The 15,997-nt window shown below is 54.9% G+C and carries 15 protein-coding genes; 10 read left to right on the forward strand and 5 right to left on the reverse strand.

Annotation, left to right across the window (positions count from 1 at the left end; all coding sequences use genetic code 11):
* Nucleotides 1–287: 287 nt before the first annotated feature.
* Complete coding sequence (locus tag AMM48_RS17770) at nt 288–962, forward strand: hypothetical protein (RefSeq protein ID WP_102785173.1); 675 nt, start codon at nt 288–290, stop codon at nt 960–962.
* Nucleotides 963–979: 17 nt separating this feature from the next.
* Here AMM48_RS17770 and AMM48_RS17775 read toward each other — a convergent pair whose 3' ends face one another.
* Together AMM48_RS17775 and cobS are read right to left on the reverse strand one after the other, a co-directional pair.
* Nucleotides 980–1,588: a histidine phosphatase family protein gene (locus AMM48_RS17775; protein ID WP_102785154.1), complete on the reverse strand. Its 609-nt coding sequence runs from the start codon at nt 1,586–1,588 to the stop codon at nt 980–982.
* Between the two features lie 64 nt (nt 1,589–1,652).
* On the reverse strand, nt 1,653–2,474 hold the full coding sequence (gene cobS / locus AMM48_RS17780; RefSeq protein ID WP_244271286.1) for an adenosylcobinamide-GDP ribazoletransferase: 822 nt from the start codon (nt 2,472–2,474) through the stop codon (nt 1,653–1,655).
* A 287-nt stretch (nt 2,475–2,761) separates the two neighbouring features.
* Here cobS and cobT point away from each other — a divergent pair, with 287 nt between their 5' ends.
* A complete protein-coding gene (gene cobT, locus AMM48_RS17785) occupies nt 2,762–3,790 on the forward strand; it encodes a nicotinate-nucleotide--dimethylbenzimidazole phosphoribosyltransferase (RefSeq protein WP_102785156.1) in 1,029 nt (342 codons plus the stop codon).
* 66 nt (nt 3,791–3,856) lie between these two features.
* On the opposite strand, the gene AMM48_RS17790 is transcribed toward cobT, so the two are convergent.
* Nucleotides 3,857–5,086, reverse strand: coding sequence for a hypothetical protein (locus AMM48_RS17790; protein ID WP_102785157.1), 1,230 nt, complete (start codon nt 5,084–5,086; stop codon nt 3,857–3,859).
* A 281-nt stretch (nt 5,087–5,367) separates the two neighbouring features.
* On the opposite strand from AMM48_RS17790, the gene AMM48_RS17795 reads away from it, so the two are divergent.
* Both AMM48_RS17795 and rfaE1 read left to right on the forward strand, forming a co-directional pair.
* A complete protein-coding gene (locus AMM48_RS17795) occupies nt 5,368–5,952 on the forward strand; it encodes a D-sedoheptulose 7-phosphate isomerase (RefSeq protein WP_102785158.1) in 585 nt (194 codons plus the stop codon).
* A gap of 41 nt (nt 5,953–5,993) precedes the next feature.
* Nucleotides 5,994–7,466, forward strand: coding sequence for a D-glycero-beta-D-manno-heptose-7-phosphate kinase (gene rfaE1 / locus AMM48_RS17800; RefSeq protein ID WP_102785159.1), 1,473 nt, complete (start codon nt 5,994–5,996; stop codon nt 7,464–7,466).
* 2 nt (nt 7,467–7,468) lie between these two features.
* Here rfaE1 and AMM48_RS17805 read toward each other — a convergent pair whose 3' ends face one another.
* Complete coding sequence (locus AMM48_RS17805; RefSeq protein WP_102785160.1) at nt 7,469–8,071, reverse strand: nucleotidyltransferase family protein; 603 nt, start codon at nt 8,069–8,071, stop codon at nt 7,469–7,471.
* The gene (cbiB, locus tag AMM48_RS17810) at nt 8,068–9,123 is read right to left on the reverse strand and encodes an adenosylcobinamide-phosphate synthase CbiB (RefSeq protein WP_244271287.1); all 1,056 of its coding nucleotides are present in this window, start codon (nt 9,121–9,123) and stop codon (nt 8,068–8,070) included. The genes AMM48_RS17805 and cbiB overlap by 4 nt, the downstream gene beginning before the upstream one ends.
* A gap of 393 nt (nt 9,124–9,516) precedes the next feature.
* Between cbiB and AMM48_RS17815 the strand changes: the two genes are divergently transcribed.
* From AMM48_RS17815 to cobM, 6 genes are read left to right on the forward strand one after another with little or no spacing between them, the layout of a single operon-like run.
* The gene (locus AMM48_RS17815; RefSeq protein WP_102785161.1) at nt 9,517–10,533 is read left to right on the forward strand and encodes a sirohydrochlorin chelatase; all 1,017 of its coding nucleotides are present in this window, start codon (nt 9,517–9,519) and stop codon (nt 10,531–10,533) included.
* Nucleotides 10,534–10,565: 32 nt separating this feature from the next.
* Nucleotides 10,566–11,249 carry a precorrin-8X methylmutase gene (locus tag AMM48_RS17820; protein WP_102785162.1) on the forward strand — a complete coding sequence of 228 codons (684 nt, stop codon included), beginning with the start codon at nt 10,566–10,568 and terminating at the stop codon, nt 11,247–11,249.
* Nucleotides 11,246–12,499, forward strand: a complete 1,254-nt coding sequence (gene cbiE / locus AMM48_RS17825) for a precorrin-6y C5,15-methyltransferase (decarboxylating) subunit CbiE (RefSeq protein ID WP_102785163.1) — start codon at nt 11,246–11,248, stop codon at nt 12,497–12,499. Before AMM48_RS17820 ends, cbiE begins: the two co-directional genes overlap by 4 nt.
* A complete protein-coding gene (gene cobI, locus AMM48_RS17830) occupies nt 12,496–13,242 on the forward strand; it encodes a precorrin-2 C(20)-methyltransferase (RefSeq protein ID WP_102785164.1) in 747 nt (248 codons plus the stop codon). Before cbiE ends, cobI begins: the two co-directional genes overlap by 4 nt.
* Nucleotides 13,239–15,179 carry a precorrin-3B C(17)-methyltransferase gene (gene cobJ / locus AMM48_RS17835; protein WP_347876288.1) on the forward strand — a complete coding sequence of 647 codons (1,941 nt, stop codon included), beginning with the start codon at nt 13,239–13,241 and terminating at the stop codon, nt 15,177–15,179. The genes cobI and cobJ overlap by 4 nt, the downstream gene beginning before the upstream one ends.
* Nucleotides 15,179–15,940, forward strand: a complete 762-nt coding sequence (gene cobM, locus AMM48_RS17840) for a precorrin-4 C(11)-methyltransferase (RefSeq protein WP_102785166.1) — start codon at nt 15,179–15,181, stop codon at nt 15,938–15,940. Before cobJ ends, cobM begins: the two co-directional genes overlap by 1 nt.
* Nucleotides 15,941–15,997: the final 57 nt, after the last annotated feature.

Consider the following 15,997-nt stretch of genomic DNA (forward strand, 5'->3'; position numbering starts at 1 on the left):
AGGCAGCGAGCCTTGCTACGGTAATGCTCCTGATATCCGCACAAATTCCTCGCGACCATTTCAAGCATTCAATTGGGTTCAGACCCTAACCATAGGTCAGTATTTGACAGAATTGCCTGCTTGAGACCCCCGGTCATTTAAGAGAACATAATATTATCACGCTGAAATGAGAGCCATAACAAGCGCCAGCCAGTGTGATGACCGGGAAAAAAACAATTATAACCCGGATGGTTGCAGTGACATGCAACTTGGAACTCTTGGGGTTAACTGGATATTTGCAAGATCAGATGGCAATTCATGCGCACCTACACAAAATCCGTGAACTAAGAACGCCAACCTGGATCACCTCATCACGCAAAGACATGTGGCTGGGGCTTCTTGAACGTATAAACACGCAAGACAGGGCGTTTCATAGATTTCTTGATGACTACGCAACAGATGACGACATCACGCTCGCACGGCGCGATGTGCGTAATATCTTTGCGCAAGATGCCGCAACCGGCGTCATTGCGACCATTTTCTGGTCACATGCGCGCGGGATGCGTGTGAATGCCTTATCACTTCTGGTCCGCGACCTTCCAACATTGATCACATTGATGTCGGTAGCCGATTTTCGCAATGATGAGTTAAATGAACTGCTGGCCCAGCCCGGCATTTCGGTCCCGACAGCAAGCAAAATGCTGTCTGCCTGTGGCAAAACCTATTGTGGTATGCCCGCTGCGATCATTGATGACACCATCATTCAGGTCATCGAAAACAGCACCTTTGCCAGTGATTTTCCCAACATTGCGGAACTGCGTAACAAATCACGCAGCCGCCCGGTCCCCTATTACGAGGCGTATCTTCGTGATGTGACCGCGCTTTGCGAAAAATACGACATTACCAGTGATATGATTGACCGTTATCTTGCCGAATATGCCTTGGGCAACATTCCGCAAAACGCGGAATTACAATCGGCATAACAAACACCCAACATGCTTTAATAACGCTGATTGACCGCAGTTACGCGCCAGCCGGGTTGATCAACACCGTCAATATATTCCAGTCGCGTCAGCCCAAGCGTATCGATGTGAAACGACAAGGCGGTTTCAAGCGATAGGCCAAGTGCATTGGCAAGCACTGCACGCACGGTCCCGCCGTGGATCACGGCGACAATATCGCGTCCCGCCCAATAGCGGTTTAGCCGACTGAAAATCGGCCCGACACGGGCAACAACATCAGAGAAACTTTCCCCGTTCGGGGGATGCTGACGGGCGAAATCCGTCCAGAATTTTGTTGTTTCGCCTTTGGGTAAATCATTCCAATGCTGCAATTCCCAAGCCCCAAAATGTTGCTCGGCAAGGGCTGTTTCGCGGGTTGGAAGGACGTCTTCGTCAATCAGTTCCTGCAATTTAAGGGCGGTATCAAGTGTCCGCGATAAATGGCTCGTCACCCACACGGCATCTTTTGGCAAATGCCGGGCCAGAGCACGCAGTGCTTTTTCGTCTGACAAATCAACGGGCATGTCGCTTCGGCCATAGACCAGCCGTTCCGGGTTAAGAACCGGTGCATGACGGACCAGCCACCAGCGTGTTGTTTGACTTTTCATAGTGCTCCCCCGCCCACGGATTGCGTCTTTCTATCGGTCCGAAGATAACGACATTAGATACCTCTTAGATATTGCCCATCGTCGCGACAAATCCAATAGCAACAAACAGTTCAGCCACCATTTGTGTCGCCCCCAAAACATCCCCGGTTTGTCCACCAATTTGCCATCTGGCGATCCCCCCCATCAAAGCCGTCGCCAGCATAGCAGCCACAACAACCGAAGCCATCACGACAGGCCCGGACAAAAGCCAAACAGTTGCTATGGCAATCGCCACACCCAGCATCACATGACGCCATTTGGGTTGACCGGCATTCTTGCCAAGTCCGTTATCGCGCGCCGGTGAAAGAACCGTCATTAAAACCGGCATCACACCGCGCGATACCACCGCCATCACAAGTAAAAGCACAACCGCCTGCCCAGCGTCAGCAGCCCGCACCAGCAACGCAATGCGCAGCCCAAGACACAAGACAAGGGCCACCACGCCATACGTGCCAATACGGCTGTCACGCATGATTTCAAGTTTTCGAGCACGATCAAGCCCGCCGCCAAAACCATCGGCGCAATCGGCCAGACCATCTTCATGCATCGCCCCGGTCAAAAGAACCAACGCAAAGACGGCGACAATGGCAAACACCACCGCACTTTCCGTCAAATAAGCTGCCAACTGGGCCGGTATGAGGGCAATGCCAGCCAAAAACAGCCCAACCAAGGGCCAGCACCAGACCGACCGCGCAATCAGAGCCGGGCGAAAGTCATTGATACGGAAAACCGGCACCCGGCTGAGCAGCACGAGCGCACGAAAAAAATCAGACACCACCGGAATCTTACCTACAACAAAGGTGCTGTCTTCTGGTGGGTTTTCGGTGCCACCATCAGAACTTTGCATATTTGTTTCGTTTTGATTATGATCTTTAGATGCCGTCATTTTTCGATTTTCGATCTGGTGTTATGGTAACCATAGGCCTAGGTTGAGGCCTCAATTATTTAGAAGGTTTCGTTGTTGTCCAAGGACCGCGCACCAAAGCACTTTTCACTGCCAGCTTAAGCTGTTTGTCCCCAAACGACAGCCTATAGCGAAACGTCCTAAGCAATTGGGCTCTCAACCTAATCTTTACCGTAACAGAAGCCAAGCGGAACACGCTTGACGCCACCGCCTGCCAGCCGGAGACCAACATGTTCAACCCGAAGCACCCGCCGCAAAACCTTGACGAAATCCGCGCCCTTCTTGCCGACCTGCCATCAGCAGACAGTGAGGCACAGGCAGCCGTTTTGCAGCGTGAGCCAACTCTGACAAAACCGGCAGGATCGCTGGGACGGCTTGAAGATTTCAGCCTGTGGCTGGCGGGGTGGCAAGGAACGTCGCGCCCCAATATGTCGCGCCCGCGCGTTACCGTCTTTGCCGGCAGCCATGGTGTCGTGGCACAGGGTGTTTCGGCCTTTCCGGCAACGGTCAATCAACAGATGGTTGAAAACTTTATCAATGGCGGGGCCGCAATCAACCAGATTTGCAAATCGGTTGATGCCGAACTGCGTGTGATGGAAGTCGCCCTCGAAATTCCGACCAATGATTTCAGCCAAGAACCCGCCATGGATGACGAAGGTTGTGCAGAAGCCATGGCGTTTGGCATGAGTGCGATTGAAAAGGGGCTCGATTTGTTTGTCCCCGGTGAAATGGGCATTGGCAACACCAGCTCGGCTGCGGCCATTGCGCACGCGCTGTATGGTGGTGAGGCTGCTCACTGGACCGGTCGGGGAACCGGAATTGATGACGAAACCCTGATCCGTAAAACCCGTGTTGTGGGTGATGCCATCATCCTGCACAAAAACCAGATGCATGACGGGCTTGATGTTCTACGCTGTGTCGGGGGGCGTGAAATTGCCGCCATGGCCGGGGCGATTATTGCCGCCCGTTTTGCGCGTGTGCCGGTTCTACTTGATGGGTATGTGTCCTGTGCGGCGGCCGCCGTCTTGGCCGCCATCCGCCCCGATGCGCTTGATCACTGTCTGGTGGGCCATGTGTCGGCAGAGCCCGGCCACAGTCGTCTTATTGAAAAGCTGGGCAAGAAGGCGCTGATTGATTTCGGGATGCGCCTTGGCGAAGGATCGGGTGCCGCATTGGCGATCCCGCTTCTGCGCGCGGCTGCGGAATGCCACAACAACATGGCGACCTTTGACAAGGCAGGCGTTGACGGCAAGGATTAGGACTTAAAGTCTGAAGCCATTGAGCAAAGTCGAACATACAAGACAGTAGCCCCGGCTAAATCGGGGCTATTTTTTTGTCCGCTCGCTCATCAGGTGTTCAACATGGCGCCCCTGGAACATGGTGATATTGATCCCGTGACCAAATTTGATCGCCCGTTCATCATCACAGCGACACAGGATCACACGAGTATCTCCGGACTCGGCAACCGCATCACGCATGGCGGTTTTATGTTCGTCATCCATGCTTTCCATGTCCGTATCCCAGATCATTTTGATCATATCAACACCAAGCTTGTTGCGGTTGATATAGGGCAGCGACAGATGACTGATGCCATCAATACAGATGCGATAGCCGCGATCCCGGCAGAAATCACGCGCAAAGAAAAATGCCCCAAGATCAGCAAAGATATCAATCTTTTGCAGTTCCAGAACAATCGTGCCGCGTTGGCCGGCCTTGACGTTACTATCGAATGTCAGGAAATCAGGGGATAACAGGGTCGATACATTCAGATTAATACTAACCGACCCGGTAACCGACGCATCATTGCTGCGCGTGAGCAGGGACAGCATGCGACGATCAAGAATTTCGGTCAGATGCTGGAACAGCCAGCGGTTCGACAACACATTGACATCGGGCAGCAGGGTTTCCTGCAAGTCCTTAATCGAAATGAAGAGTTCGTGGAAAACCGGCGTCGGATTGGCATCCCCGACCACCGCACAAATCGCCTGACGGCGCATCAGGTTTGATAAATCGGCCCGCCGCAGGGATTCATCAATTCGGCCAAGGATTTTTGGCGTCAGCGGCTGTCGATCATCGCCATAATCAGGATGATCATTGTGACGTTCGGCGGCCTTGCTGACCACACGCGGACGGTTGGCGTTTGAACGCACCAATGTCTGGGTCAGATGCAGGAAATCCTTATATTCCTGCCCGACATCGAAATAATCGGTAAAGGTTGCCGGTGCGCCACTTTCATCCTTGCCATCACTGATCAGCGGATCATCGTTAAACAGGAATTTCAGCCGGAAAATGACCGCATTGACCTCATCCATCTCGGCGGCATCGAAAATAAAGATCAGATCCTGATTGGACAGGGTAAAGATGCGCCCGGTGACTTCGGGAACGATTTCTTCAAACGCGCCAATGGCCGTGCGGATATGATGGTCACGGCGGTTAAACGCCAACAATTTTGAAAAATGCACATGAATAGCCCCCACCCCTTCCTTACGCCGTTCAAGGCGCCGCACATAGTCGACGAGGAAGGCTTCAGGTGATGGAAGTGAGCTATCAGACATAAATATGATGACCAGATTGTGTGTTGCGCCGGAAACAGAGCCAATACTCCGCCCGTACTATCATAGTGCCTGCTAATTAACAGCTTATGTATTTATCATCCCCACCTATTGAAACCAAAGGTGAAAATCGGACAAATTCAGGCGACGATCCGAAAAAGATAAGTCGTAGCTTTCCGCTATTCAAACTGATAGTTTCAGCCCGATTTGGCATTCATTGCCACATCATTTCTACAAGCTGATTGCCCAGCATCACTAGTCCCATATCTCAGGATTTGGAAAAAATGGATATTAAAGCCTTTTTCGATGCTGAATTTGACGAGCATCTTGATCTGGTCAACAAGACCCGCGAAGCAACGCGCGATGCATTTATCGAGCTGGTCGAGATTTGCACAGATGCCTTGAATGACGGCAACAAACTGCTGTTTTTCGGCAATGGCGGATCAGCCGCAGACGCCCAGCATATCGCGACTGAATTTACGGTGCGTTATATTCATGACCGTCGCGCCCTTCCGGCGATTGCGCTGACCACCGATAGTTCGACATTGACGGCAATCGGCAATGATTTCGGATTTGATCATTTGTTTTCACGCCAGATTGAGGCGCTTGGCAATCCGGACGATGTGGCGATTGGCATTTCGACATCGGGCAACAGCAAGAACGTCAATCTTGGCTTGGCCAAGGCGCGCGAGATGGGACTGGTTGCGACCGGCTGGACCGGCAAGACCGGCGGTGACATGGTGGGCCTCTGCGATCCATTGATGATCGTGCCCAGCAACACCACTGCCCGTATTCAGGAAATGCACATTCAGATCGGTCAGATGCTGGTGGGCGCACTTGAACATACCCTTGGTCTGGCCAAGAAATAATTCGACCCTTTCGCGATAACGACACAGCAAAGACATCAAAAATGACCGATCTCAGCCACCTTGCTCTTCAGGTTGAACAACTCACCAACGCCAAGGTGCTGTGTATCGGTGATGTCATGCTCGATCGGTTTGTCTATGGCACGGTCAATCGCATTTCCCCCGAGGCCCCGATCCCGATCATTCGGGTGGAGCGCGAAAGTGCGATGCTGGGCGGGGCGGGCAATGTCGCGCGCAATGCCACCGCCCTTGGCGCGGCTGTGCAGTTCTTATCCCTGGTCGGTGATGACCTTCCGGGGCGCGAAGTTATGGAATATGTCGCCAATGACGCCGGTGTTGAGCCCTATATCCAGACAGAGCGCAACCGTCCGACCACGATCAAGACCCGCTATATCGCCAGCGGACAGCAATTGTTACGATCTGATAACGAAACCACATCACCCATTGCAGCAGATACCATCAGCAACCTTTCCACCCTTGCCGGTCAGCTGTCCCCGGATGTCGAAGCGATCATTCTGTCGGACTATGGCAAGGGTGTCTTGCATCCGGATGTTGTCGCAAGTGCAATCAATGCGGCCCGTGCGGCAGGCAAGCCGGTGATTGTTGATCCCAAAGGGACCGATTACAGCATCTATCGCGGGGCCACCATTGTAACGCCAAACCGCGCCGAAGCACAGGCGGCCACCGGCATTGCTGTTAACAGCGACGAAGATGCCATTGCCGCAGCCACCAAAATCATCACTGATTGCGGCATTGATAACGTCCTTCTGACCAGAAGCCAGGACGGTATGACGTTGGTGACCAAGGACGGAGAGGCCATTCACCTGCCGACTGAGGCGCGCGAAGTTTTTGATGTCTCAGGGGCCGGGGATACGGTTGTTGCCTGCCTTGCAGCCGCGATAGCAGCGGGATCGAGCCTTTCGGATGCGGCGCGTATTGCCAATGTTGCGGCGGGCATCGTGGTCGGTAAAATCGGCACGGCGATTGTTTACCCCGATGAGCTGATTTCGGCCCTGCATCACCATGACCTGATGATTGGCGAAGCCAAACTGATGCCGCTTGATCGCATGGTGGACCGTGCGGAGCGTTGGCGGCGTAAGGGATATAAGGTCGGCTTTACCAATGGCTGCTTTGATCTTTTGCATCCCGGTCATCTCAGCTTGCTCAAACAGGCGCGCGCGGCCTGTGACCGGCTGATTGTCGGGCTTAATTCCGATGCATCGGTCAAACGGCTTAAGGGTGACGCCCGCCCGGTTCAGTCCGAAGCGGCCCGTGCGGCTGTACTTGGATCGCTTGAAACCATCAGTGGCGTGGTGATTTTTGGTGAAGACACCCCGGTTAACCTGATTTCGGCGATCAAACCCGACATTCTGGTCAAAGGGGCCGATTACACGATTGATAAGGTGGTCGGGGCCGAGATCGTTCAAGGGTATGGCGGCAAGGTGGTTCTGGCCAATCTGGAAGACGGTTTTTCAACCACATCGACCATTGCACGCATGAACAAGGGCAAGGACTGAGATTAAGCGTCATCTGGCCACGGCATCACGCGAAGGTCTGGCCAGATGCTTTGCCATCTGGCGGTTTTAGCCTCATAGACCTTACGGATCGGCAAGACCGGGTTGGGGATAATCGTACCGCTTAAAACCGCATCCAGCCCAAACGGGGCGTACAGACGATATCCGTCGGCATCTTTGCGCAGTCCGATGGCGGTTGTGCGATAGGCAAACCGGTCAATGCCGTCACTGGCGGCATCCACCACCCCATAGTAAATGCCGAACTTTTGCCAATACCAAATCGGCACGCGAGCCTGATTGCGCACTTCAATCCGGATTGGCAGGTCTGGCAACAGCTCGCTAATCGCGGTAATGACGTTATCCTCGGCATCCCAACTGGTATCGGGATCAAAATAGAAGAGGTCATAGTCAGCTATTCCGTTTTCCGCCGGACGATTGGTTGATACATTCCAGACCGATTGCGCCAGACACCCGGCGGTCAGCCACCAATCATCAAACCCAAAATCACAAAACCGATCCAGAATGATCTGATTGAACCGGTTGCGCAAAACCAGATCAAGGAAGGTCTGCCCGTTCGCAACCTGATTGATCGGAACGCCGGTGCTCATAGCACAACCCAAAGCGCCTTTAGCGCAACCGGCCATGCCGCATTGATCAGGCAAGATATTGTATAAAGCGAAAGAGCGCGGTCGATATCAGCCGCCGACGCATCGCGCCGCCCGGCCCCGATATAGGGATCATCGACGACCTCATCACCATATTGGCGCGGCCCGGCAAGCGACAGACCGAGCGCCCCGGCAAAGGCCGCTTCCTGCCAGCCGGCATTGAGGGATTTATGTTTTTTCGCATCGCGCATCAATGTGTGCCATGCGGCCCGGCCACTGGTTTTTGAGCCCAGTGCGGCCGCCAGACAAATCACAGCCCCGGCAAGGCGGGCGGGAATGAAATTAACGGCATCATCCAGCCGGGCAGCAAACCGCCCAAAATACAGATAGCGGGCATTACGATGCCCAATCATCGAATCAAGGGTATTGATCGCCTTATAGGCACACAGCCCGATCGGCCCGCCGAGCACATACCAAAACAGCGGGGCGACCACCCCATCGGAAAAGTTTTCTGCACAGCTTTCAATCGCCGCCCGGCTCACCCCGGCCTCATCCAATGTGTGGGGATCGCGCCCGACAATCATCGATACCGCTGCACGCCCGCCCGAAAGCCCATCCTTTTTCAGCGCGACCGATACTTCTTTAACATGCTGATACAGTCCTTTTTGTGCGATCAAAACCGCCAGCAGGAAAACCTCGGCCGCATAAAAAACATCTCCGATGGTGGAAATCTGCGCAATGACAGCCCCAAACAGGCCCGCCGCACCGATCACCGCAAGGCTGGTGATCGTCCCGCGCACGATCAGGTCCATATTGCTGCGGTCAGACCGGTTCAGGCGTTTTTCAAACCAGCCAATCAGGTTCCCAACCCAGACAACCGGATGGGGCACCCGACGAAACAGCCAGGGAAAATCACCACAGACCGCATCCAACACCAGTGCCAGCACCAGTATTGTAAAAAGCGGGCCGGAAAATCCGGACGTTGGGATCAGAAAACCAGTAAGAAACGCATCCATGGCGGCAATGTGCGCGGTAACAGGAAAACCGTCAATCACAATGAGATTTTCGCATCATAACGGCCTATGACGACAGCGTAATTTGCAAAATTTAGCTTAGCTTGCTAAAAGAAATTCATACAAAATGAATTTTCTTCATACTATAACTCACTGTCGTTTTGATGATCCCGTGATGCGCTTTGTTCGTATCAAATTTAAGTAAAATAAATCCCAAGAGGCATTTCACACACACAACATCTTTGGCATGCCGATGCATTCGCCACACAATAACTGGTATTTTTCGCACCTGACCCATCTTCGGCACATGTTATGTTACCTGCCGCTTGCATTCCGCAGGCCAATCGGTGAAAACGGGGGTGGCTTCGGGTACCGCGATTGCGAAACCGCATCGCGCAGCACCACCATCAGAGAGAGACAAAGGAGCAGCCTTTTATGTCCCCCAAAGGCGCAGTAATGATTTGCGGCCACGGTTCGCGCGACGAACGCGCGGTTTCACAGTTCAACGCCATGGTTGAAACGATGAAACAAACCCATCTGGCCGACTACGATGTCGAAAGCGGCTTTCTCGAATTTGCGCACCCGATCCTGCGCGATGGCTTTGAAAAGCTCAAAGCCATGGGCCATAAGAAAATTTATGCGCTTCCGGGCATGCTGTTTGCCGCTGGTCACGTCAAAAATGACCTGCCGAGCGAGGTCAATAATTTCGCCAATGAAAACCCCGATATCGACGTAAAATTTGGCCGCGATCTGGCGATTGATCCCAAATTGCTGAGTGCAGCCAAAGACCGCATCGAAGAAGCGCTTGCCACCGTCGATGACAGCATCGCGCGCGAAGACACGCTTCTGATGGTTGTCGGGCGGGGCACGAACGACCCGGATGCCAATTCGAACGTCTATAAAGTCGCCCGGATGCTGCAAGAAGGTCTTGGTTTTGGCCGCACCGAAATCAGCTATTCCGGTGTCACCCATCCGCGGGTAAATGCCGGTCTGCGCGAAGCGATGAAACTGGGCTATAAACGCGTTGTCGTTTTCCCCTATTTCCTGTTTGCGGGCATTCTGATCGACCGGATTTACACCCACACCGACGAAGTTGCCGCCGAGTTTGGCGATGTAGAGTTCATCAAGGCTGGGTACCTCAAAGATCATCCGATGGTGCTGGCAAGTTTTGCCGAACGGTTGGCCGAGATTGATACCGGCGATAACAACATGAACTGTCAGCTGTGCAAATACCGCGAACAGATCATTGGCTATGAAGGCGATGTTGGCACGCCGCAGGTTGGCCATCATCACCATGTGATGGGGATCGGCACGGACGGTGGCCATAGTCACGGTCATGGTCACGGTCATGGGCACGGACATCACCACCACGGTCATGGACATAGCCATGATCATGATCACGGACACAGCCACGATCATGCCCATGACGACGCGAAATCGACCGGTTCATAACCGGTCGACACGACCACCTGAAAGGCGCGGCAATGTTTGACTATCTGCGTGATCCGCAGGAAATCTATGCCAAAAGCTTTGCCACCATCGAAGCCGAGGCCGACCTTGCCCGCTTTTCAGATGATCAGCGGCCCGTTGCCATACGCATTATTCATGCCTGTGGCATGGTCGAAATAGCCGATCAGATTGCCTTTGGCGGCGATGTCATTGCCAATGCCACCGATGCATTGCGGAACCGCAAACCGATCCTCTGTGATGCAGAAATGGTCCGGCATGGTATTATTTCGCGGCTGCTTCCGGCAGAAAACCCGGTTCTGTGTACATTGAATGATGGCGATACCCATGGGCTGGCCCGCCAGATGGGCACAACCCGCTCCGCCGCCGCAGTTGAGGCATGGGCAGATCATATCGAAGGCGCAATAATTGCCATCGGCAATGCGCCGACAGCACTTTTCCATCTGCTTGATGCCATTCATCATGACCGCATGGCCAAACCGGCGGCGATTATTGGTATGCCCGTCGGGTTTGTCGGGGCGCGTGAAAGCAAGGATGCGCTGATTGAATATGCCGGGGACGTTCCGTTCATCACGCTGCGCGGGCGATTTGGCGGCAGTGCGGTGGCCGCCGCCACCGTAAATGCCCTGGCCCGGCTGGCCCGCGATGACGGGGTAACACCGGATGGCACCCCGGGTCTTACGGCAGGGGTATCATCATGAACGAACAAGCTCCGTTAAAAGGCCGCATCACGGTGATTGGCATTGGCGAAGATGGCTATGACGGCCTGTCGCCCATGGCGCGCACCATCCTTGAAAATGCCCGGATCATTTTTGGCGGTACGCGCCATATTGCCATGTTGCCCGGAACCAACACCGCAACCCAAAACAAATGGATCACTCCGTTTGAAGCCAATCTTCCGATGATTGAGGATTGCCTTGAACAAAACCCGGTGGTTCTGGCCAGTGGTGACCCGATGTATTTCGGGGTAGGCAATACGCTGATTAAATATTTCGGACCCGAACCAATATATGCCATCCCGGCACCATCAAGCATTTCACTGGCGGCATCGCGGTTGGGCTGGGCTCTGGCCGATTGTGATGTGATTACATTGCATGGGCGCGCCCCGGAAGGGATCCGATCGCATTTGCGCCCGCACGGCAAGCTGATCGCGCTTAGTGCTGATGGAACGACCCCGGCCTTGGTCGCGGTGATGCTGTGCGAGGCAGGATTTGATCAAAGCCGGATGACGGTTTGTGAACGGCTTGGTGGAGCCGAGGAACGCATCACCACCCAGACCGCCCAGACATGGCAGTCCACCGCAACGTCGATGCCCGATGTCAAACCGGTTGATCCGTTAAACCTGATCATGATTGACCTTCAGGCCGGCCCAAAGGCCCGGCCACTGCCCAAGGGACCGGGCTTGCCTGATGATGCCTTTATCCATGACGGCATGATCACCAAGTCGGAAATCCGTGCGCAGACTTTGTCATCATTGGCCCCGTTTGACGGTGGGGTATTGTGGGACATCGGGGCGGGATGTGGATCGGTTTCAATTGAATGGATGCGTATGGGTGGTGTTGCAGTCGCGATTGAGCGCGACGCAGAACGCTGTGCGATGATCGGCAAAAATGCCATTCGCCTTGGTGTCCCGAGCATTGCGGTTGAAAAAAAATCCATCGAAGAAGCCCTTCTGTTCGCAGATCGCCTTCCCGTTCCCGATGCCATTTTCATTGGCGGCGGCATCACCCATGATGGCCTGCTTGAGAAGTGCTGGGATATCTTGCCAGTACACGGACGGCTGGTCGCCAATACGGTGACACTGGAAGGCGAAGAAAAATTATTACGTTTCTATAATAAAATGGGTGGCACGCTGTCGCGACTGTCGGTATCCCGACTGGTCCCGCGTGGCAATTTTAAGGGCTGGAGCAACCTTGCCCCCATCACCCACTATGTCGGAGTAAAAGCATGAACCGTGCGGAACCATTATCCGCAAGCCCCCAAAGCCATCCGGTTGCCGGAACGGCTTATGGCCTTGGCATCGGTCCGGGGGAGCCCGATCTGATCACGTTAAAGGCCTATAACATCCTGCAAAAGGCCGATGTGATTGCCTATCCCGCCCTTGAAGATGGCGTCAGCCTTGCCCGGCAAATCGTCGATACGCATATCCCAAAAGGCCGCACCGAAATTGCCATTCGCATTGAAATGGGCAAACCGGCTGATCCGATCTATGACGCGGCTGCGCTTGAAATTGGCCAGCATCTGGCGGCGGGTAAAACTGTCGCGGTTTTATGCGAAGGCGATCCGTTCTTTTACGGCAGTTTCATGTATCTGTATGGCCGTCTGGCCGATGCCGGGCATTCGGTTGAAACTGTCCCCGGTGTCAGTTCGATGATGGCCTGTGCCGCACAGCTTGGCGCCCCACTTGCCGCCAAGAATGACGTTTTGCAAGTCATCCCCGGACCGCTGGATAAAGACCGCCTGCGCACGCAGCTTGGCAATACCGATGCCGCCGCAATCATCAAGCTTGGCCGTCATTTCACCAAAGTCCGCGATGTGATTAATGAGCTGGGTCTGACGGATCGGGCGCGCTATATCGAACGCGCCACCCTTGATAGCCAGAAAATGGTGCCATTGGCCGATCTTCCAGCCGATGCCACGGCCCCGTATTTTTCGATGATCCTGATCCACCGTCGCGGAGACGCATGGCGATGACCGCCCATAACAGCTCAAACACCCCGGTACCGGCCTTGCCGACCCATCCGATTGCCCCGATTGCGGTGATTTGCCTCACACAGCGCGCCCTTCCGATGGCAAAACGCATTGCCGCCAGCCTGCAGGGCGCGTCAGTTCATGGTTTGCGCACCCGGGTTTCGACCATGGATGTCGATGTCGCCTTTGACGATACCATTGCGCATATGCAACGAACATTTTCATCCGATCATGTGATCATTGGCGTCTGCGCGTCGGGCATTCTGATCCGCGCACTCGCACCACTTCTGGCCGGAAAGTGGCAGGATGCCGCTGTGCTTGCAGTTGATGAAGCCGGTAAAACGTTTATCCCGCTTTTGGGCGGGCATCATGGTGGTAACCGGCTGGCGCGCGATTTGGCGGGCCGCCTTGGTGGCATTGCAGCCATCACAACACCCGGCGATGCCATGCTGGGTCTGGCCCTTGATGAGCCGCCCAAAGGGTGGAAACTCGGCACGCCTGAAACGATCAAGCCCGCGACCGCCGCCCTTTTGGCCGGGGCAACTGCGCGTCTTGAGATTGAGGCTGGGTCCGGCGCATGGCTGACCAACAGTACCCTTCCTCAGTCTGAGGACGGCACCATCCTGATCACGGCAACCGCACGCGAAGGTGCCGATGATGATGCGATCAGCGATGTATCGGATACGGCCATCACATATCACCCGCCCGTCCTTGCGCTGGGTGTTGGGTGTGAGCGCGGCTGTCCGATTGATGACTTGTATGACCTTGTCACGGAAACGCTGGCGGGACAGTGCCTGAGCGTCAAGGCAATTGCCTGTGTCACCTCGATTGATCTTAAGGCCGACGAGGCGTGCGTCCATGAACTGGCCCGTCGCCTTGGTGTCCCGGCCCGGTTCTTTGATGCTCAAACGCTTGAGGCTGAGGCAGACCGGCTCGTCACCCCGTCTGATGTTGTCTTTGCCGAAACCGGCTGTCATGGTGTTGCCGAGGGTGCCGCGCTTGCGACCGTTGGTCGAAATGGCAAACTGATCGTCCCCAAACACAAAACTAAACGCGCGACCTGTGCGGTTGCCTTGTCACAAGATGATATTAGCCCTGAAACCGTCGGCAAAGCACAAGGCAAGCTTTCGATTGTCGGCATTGGGCCGGGTCAAACCGGCTGGCGCAGCCCGGAAGCCTCCGACCTGATTGGCCGTGCGTCCGACATTGTCGGCTATCAGATGTATCTTGATCTTCTGGGCCCGCTGATTGACGGCAAGGATTGCCATCATTCCGATTTGGGTGCCGAAGAAGCCCGCGCGCGTCATGCCCTCGAACTCGCCGCAACCGGCAAGGACGTCGCACTGATCGGGTCGGGCGACGCCGGCATTTATGCGCTGGCGACATTGGTGTTTGAATTGCTCGATCGCGAAGACCGCAGTGACTGGAACCGGGTTGCAGTTCAGGTGTCTCCGGGGATTTCCGCCCTTCAGGCGGCGGCATCGCGGATCGGGGCACCGCTGGGCCATGATTTCTGTGCGATTTCACTGTCGGACCTTCTGACCCCGCGCGACGATATCCTGCGCCGCCTTAAGGCCGCCGCCGAAGGCGACTTTGTGATTGCGTTCTATAACCCGGTATCCAAGCGTCGCCGTGATTTACTGGCCAAGGCGCGTGATATCCTGCTGGAACACAGACAGGCAGATACACCGGTGGTGCTTGGCCGTCAACTGGGCCGCCCGGATGAGGAAATTACGGTCGTTCCGCTTTCGAAACTAGAAGTCGATATGGTCGATATGCTGACCACCGTTCTGGTCGGGTCCAGCAACAGCCGCCATATCACGCGCGGTGAAAACCAATGGGTCTATACCCCGCGCGGCTACGCCAAAAAGGGCCCGGATGCTGCCAACGCCCCGGTTTTAAGCAGCACGTCCACATCCAAAAACGACAAGGCAGAATAATGACCGTTCATTTTATTGGCGCTGGCCCCGGCGCCCCGGACCTGATCACGGTACGTGGTTTGCGGCTGATCGAAAAATGCCCGGTGTGTCTGTATGCCGGGTCGCTGGTGCCAGAGGAAATCGTGACATCGGCCCCGGAAGGTGCGCGCGTGGTTGATACCGCATCGATGCATCTTGATGAAATCATTGCCGAAATCGAAGCGGCCCACGCCAAGGGCCAGGATGTTGCGCGTGTTCATTCGGGCGATCCGTCGATTTATGGCGCCATTGCCGAACAAATCCGCCGACTGGATGATCTTGGCATTGCCTATGACATTACGCCGGGCGTTTCGGCCTATGCGGCAACCGCGGCTGAAATCGGGGCGGAATTGACCCTGCCCGACATTTCACAAACCGTGATCCTGACGCGCACAGCCATGCGGTCATCAAGCATGCCAGACGGCGAAAGCCTTTCGGAACTTGGTAAATCGCGTGCAACACTGGCGGTGCATCTGTCGATCAATAATCTGGTCAATGTCGTGCGGGATCTAACCCCGCATTACGGCGCGGATTGCCCGGTGGTGATTGCCTATCGTGCGACATGGCCTGATCAGCAATATATCTTTGGCACGCTTGGCGATATCCGTGCCAAGGTCAAAGGCAGCGGCATCACCCGTACCGCCCTGATCATGGTGGGTGAAGTTTTCGGACGAAAAGATTTTACCGACTCCCGACTTTACGCCGCAGACCACACTCATGTTCTACGCCCGGCCAAGGCATAAGAAATCCGGGCGGGCGCATGTCCGCCCGTTTTTTGCACAAAGCGCCTAAGCACGAAG

Source organism: Thalassospira sp. GB04J01, from assembly GCF_000751115.1.
Classification (GTDB): domain Bacteria; phylum Pseudomonadota; class Alphaproteobacteria; order Rhodospirillales; family Thalassospiraceae; genus Thalassospira; species Thalassospira lucentensis.

What these genes read in the sequence shown, in the direction of transcription:
- AMM48_RS17770 (WP_102785173.1), top strand. Translation starts at nt 288, where the DNA reads ATGGCAATTCATGCGCACCTACACAAAATCCGTGAACTAAGAACGCCA.
- AMM48_RS17775 (WP_102785154.1), bottom strand. Translation starts at nt 1,588, where the DNA reads ATGAAAAGTCAAACAACACGCTGGTGGCTGGTCCGTCATGCACCGGTT.
- cobS (WP_244271286.1), bottom strand. Translation starts at nt 2,474, where the DNA reads ATGCAAAGTTCTGATGGTGGCACCGAAAACCCACCAGAAGACAGCACC.
- cobT (WP_102785156.1), top strand. Translation starts at nt 2,762, where the DNA reads ATGTTCAACCCGAAGCACCCGCCGCAAAACCTTGACGAAATCCGCGCC.
- AMM48_RS17790 (WP_102785157.1), bottom strand. Translation starts at nt 5,086, where the DNA reads ATGTCTGATAGCTCACTTCCATCACCTGAAGCCTTCCTCGTCGACTAT.
- AMM48_RS17795 (WP_102785158.1), top strand. Translation starts at nt 5,368, where the DNA reads ATGGATATTAAAGCCTTTTTCGATGCTGAATTTGACGAGCATCTTGAT.
- rfaE1 (WP_102785159.1), top strand. Translation starts at nt 5,994, where the DNA reads ATGACCGATCTCAGCCACCTTGCTCTTCAGGTTGAACAACTCACCAAC.
- AMM48_RS17805 (WP_102785160.1), bottom strand. Translation starts at nt 8,071, where the DNA reads ATGAGCACCGGCGTTCCGATCAATCAGGTTGCGAACGGGCAGACCTTC.
- AMM48_RS17815 (WP_102785161.1), top strand. Translation starts at nt 9,517, where the DNA reads ATGTCCCCCAAAGGCGCAGTAATGATTTGCGGCCACGGTTCGCGCGAC.
- AMM48_RS17820 (WP_102785162.1), top strand. Translation starts at nt 10,566, where the DNA reads ATGTTTGACTATCTGCGTGATCCGCAGGAAATCTATGCCAAAAGCTTT.
- cbiE (WP_102785163.1), top strand. Translation starts at nt 11,246, where the DNA reads ATGAACGAACAAGCTCCGTTAAAAGGCCGCATCACGGTGATTGGCATT.
- cobI (WP_102785164.1), top strand. Translation starts at nt 12,496, where the DNA reads ATGAACCGTGCGGAACCATTATCCGCAAGCCCCCAAAGCCATCCGGTT.
- cobJ (WP_347876288.1), top strand. Translation starts at nt 13,239, where the DNA reads ATGACCGCCCATAACAGCTCAAACACCCCGGTACCGGCCTTGCCGACC.
- cobM (WP_102785166.1), top strand. Translation starts at nt 15,179, where the DNA reads ATGACCGTTCATTTTATTGGCGCTGGCCCCGGCGCCCCGGACCTGATC.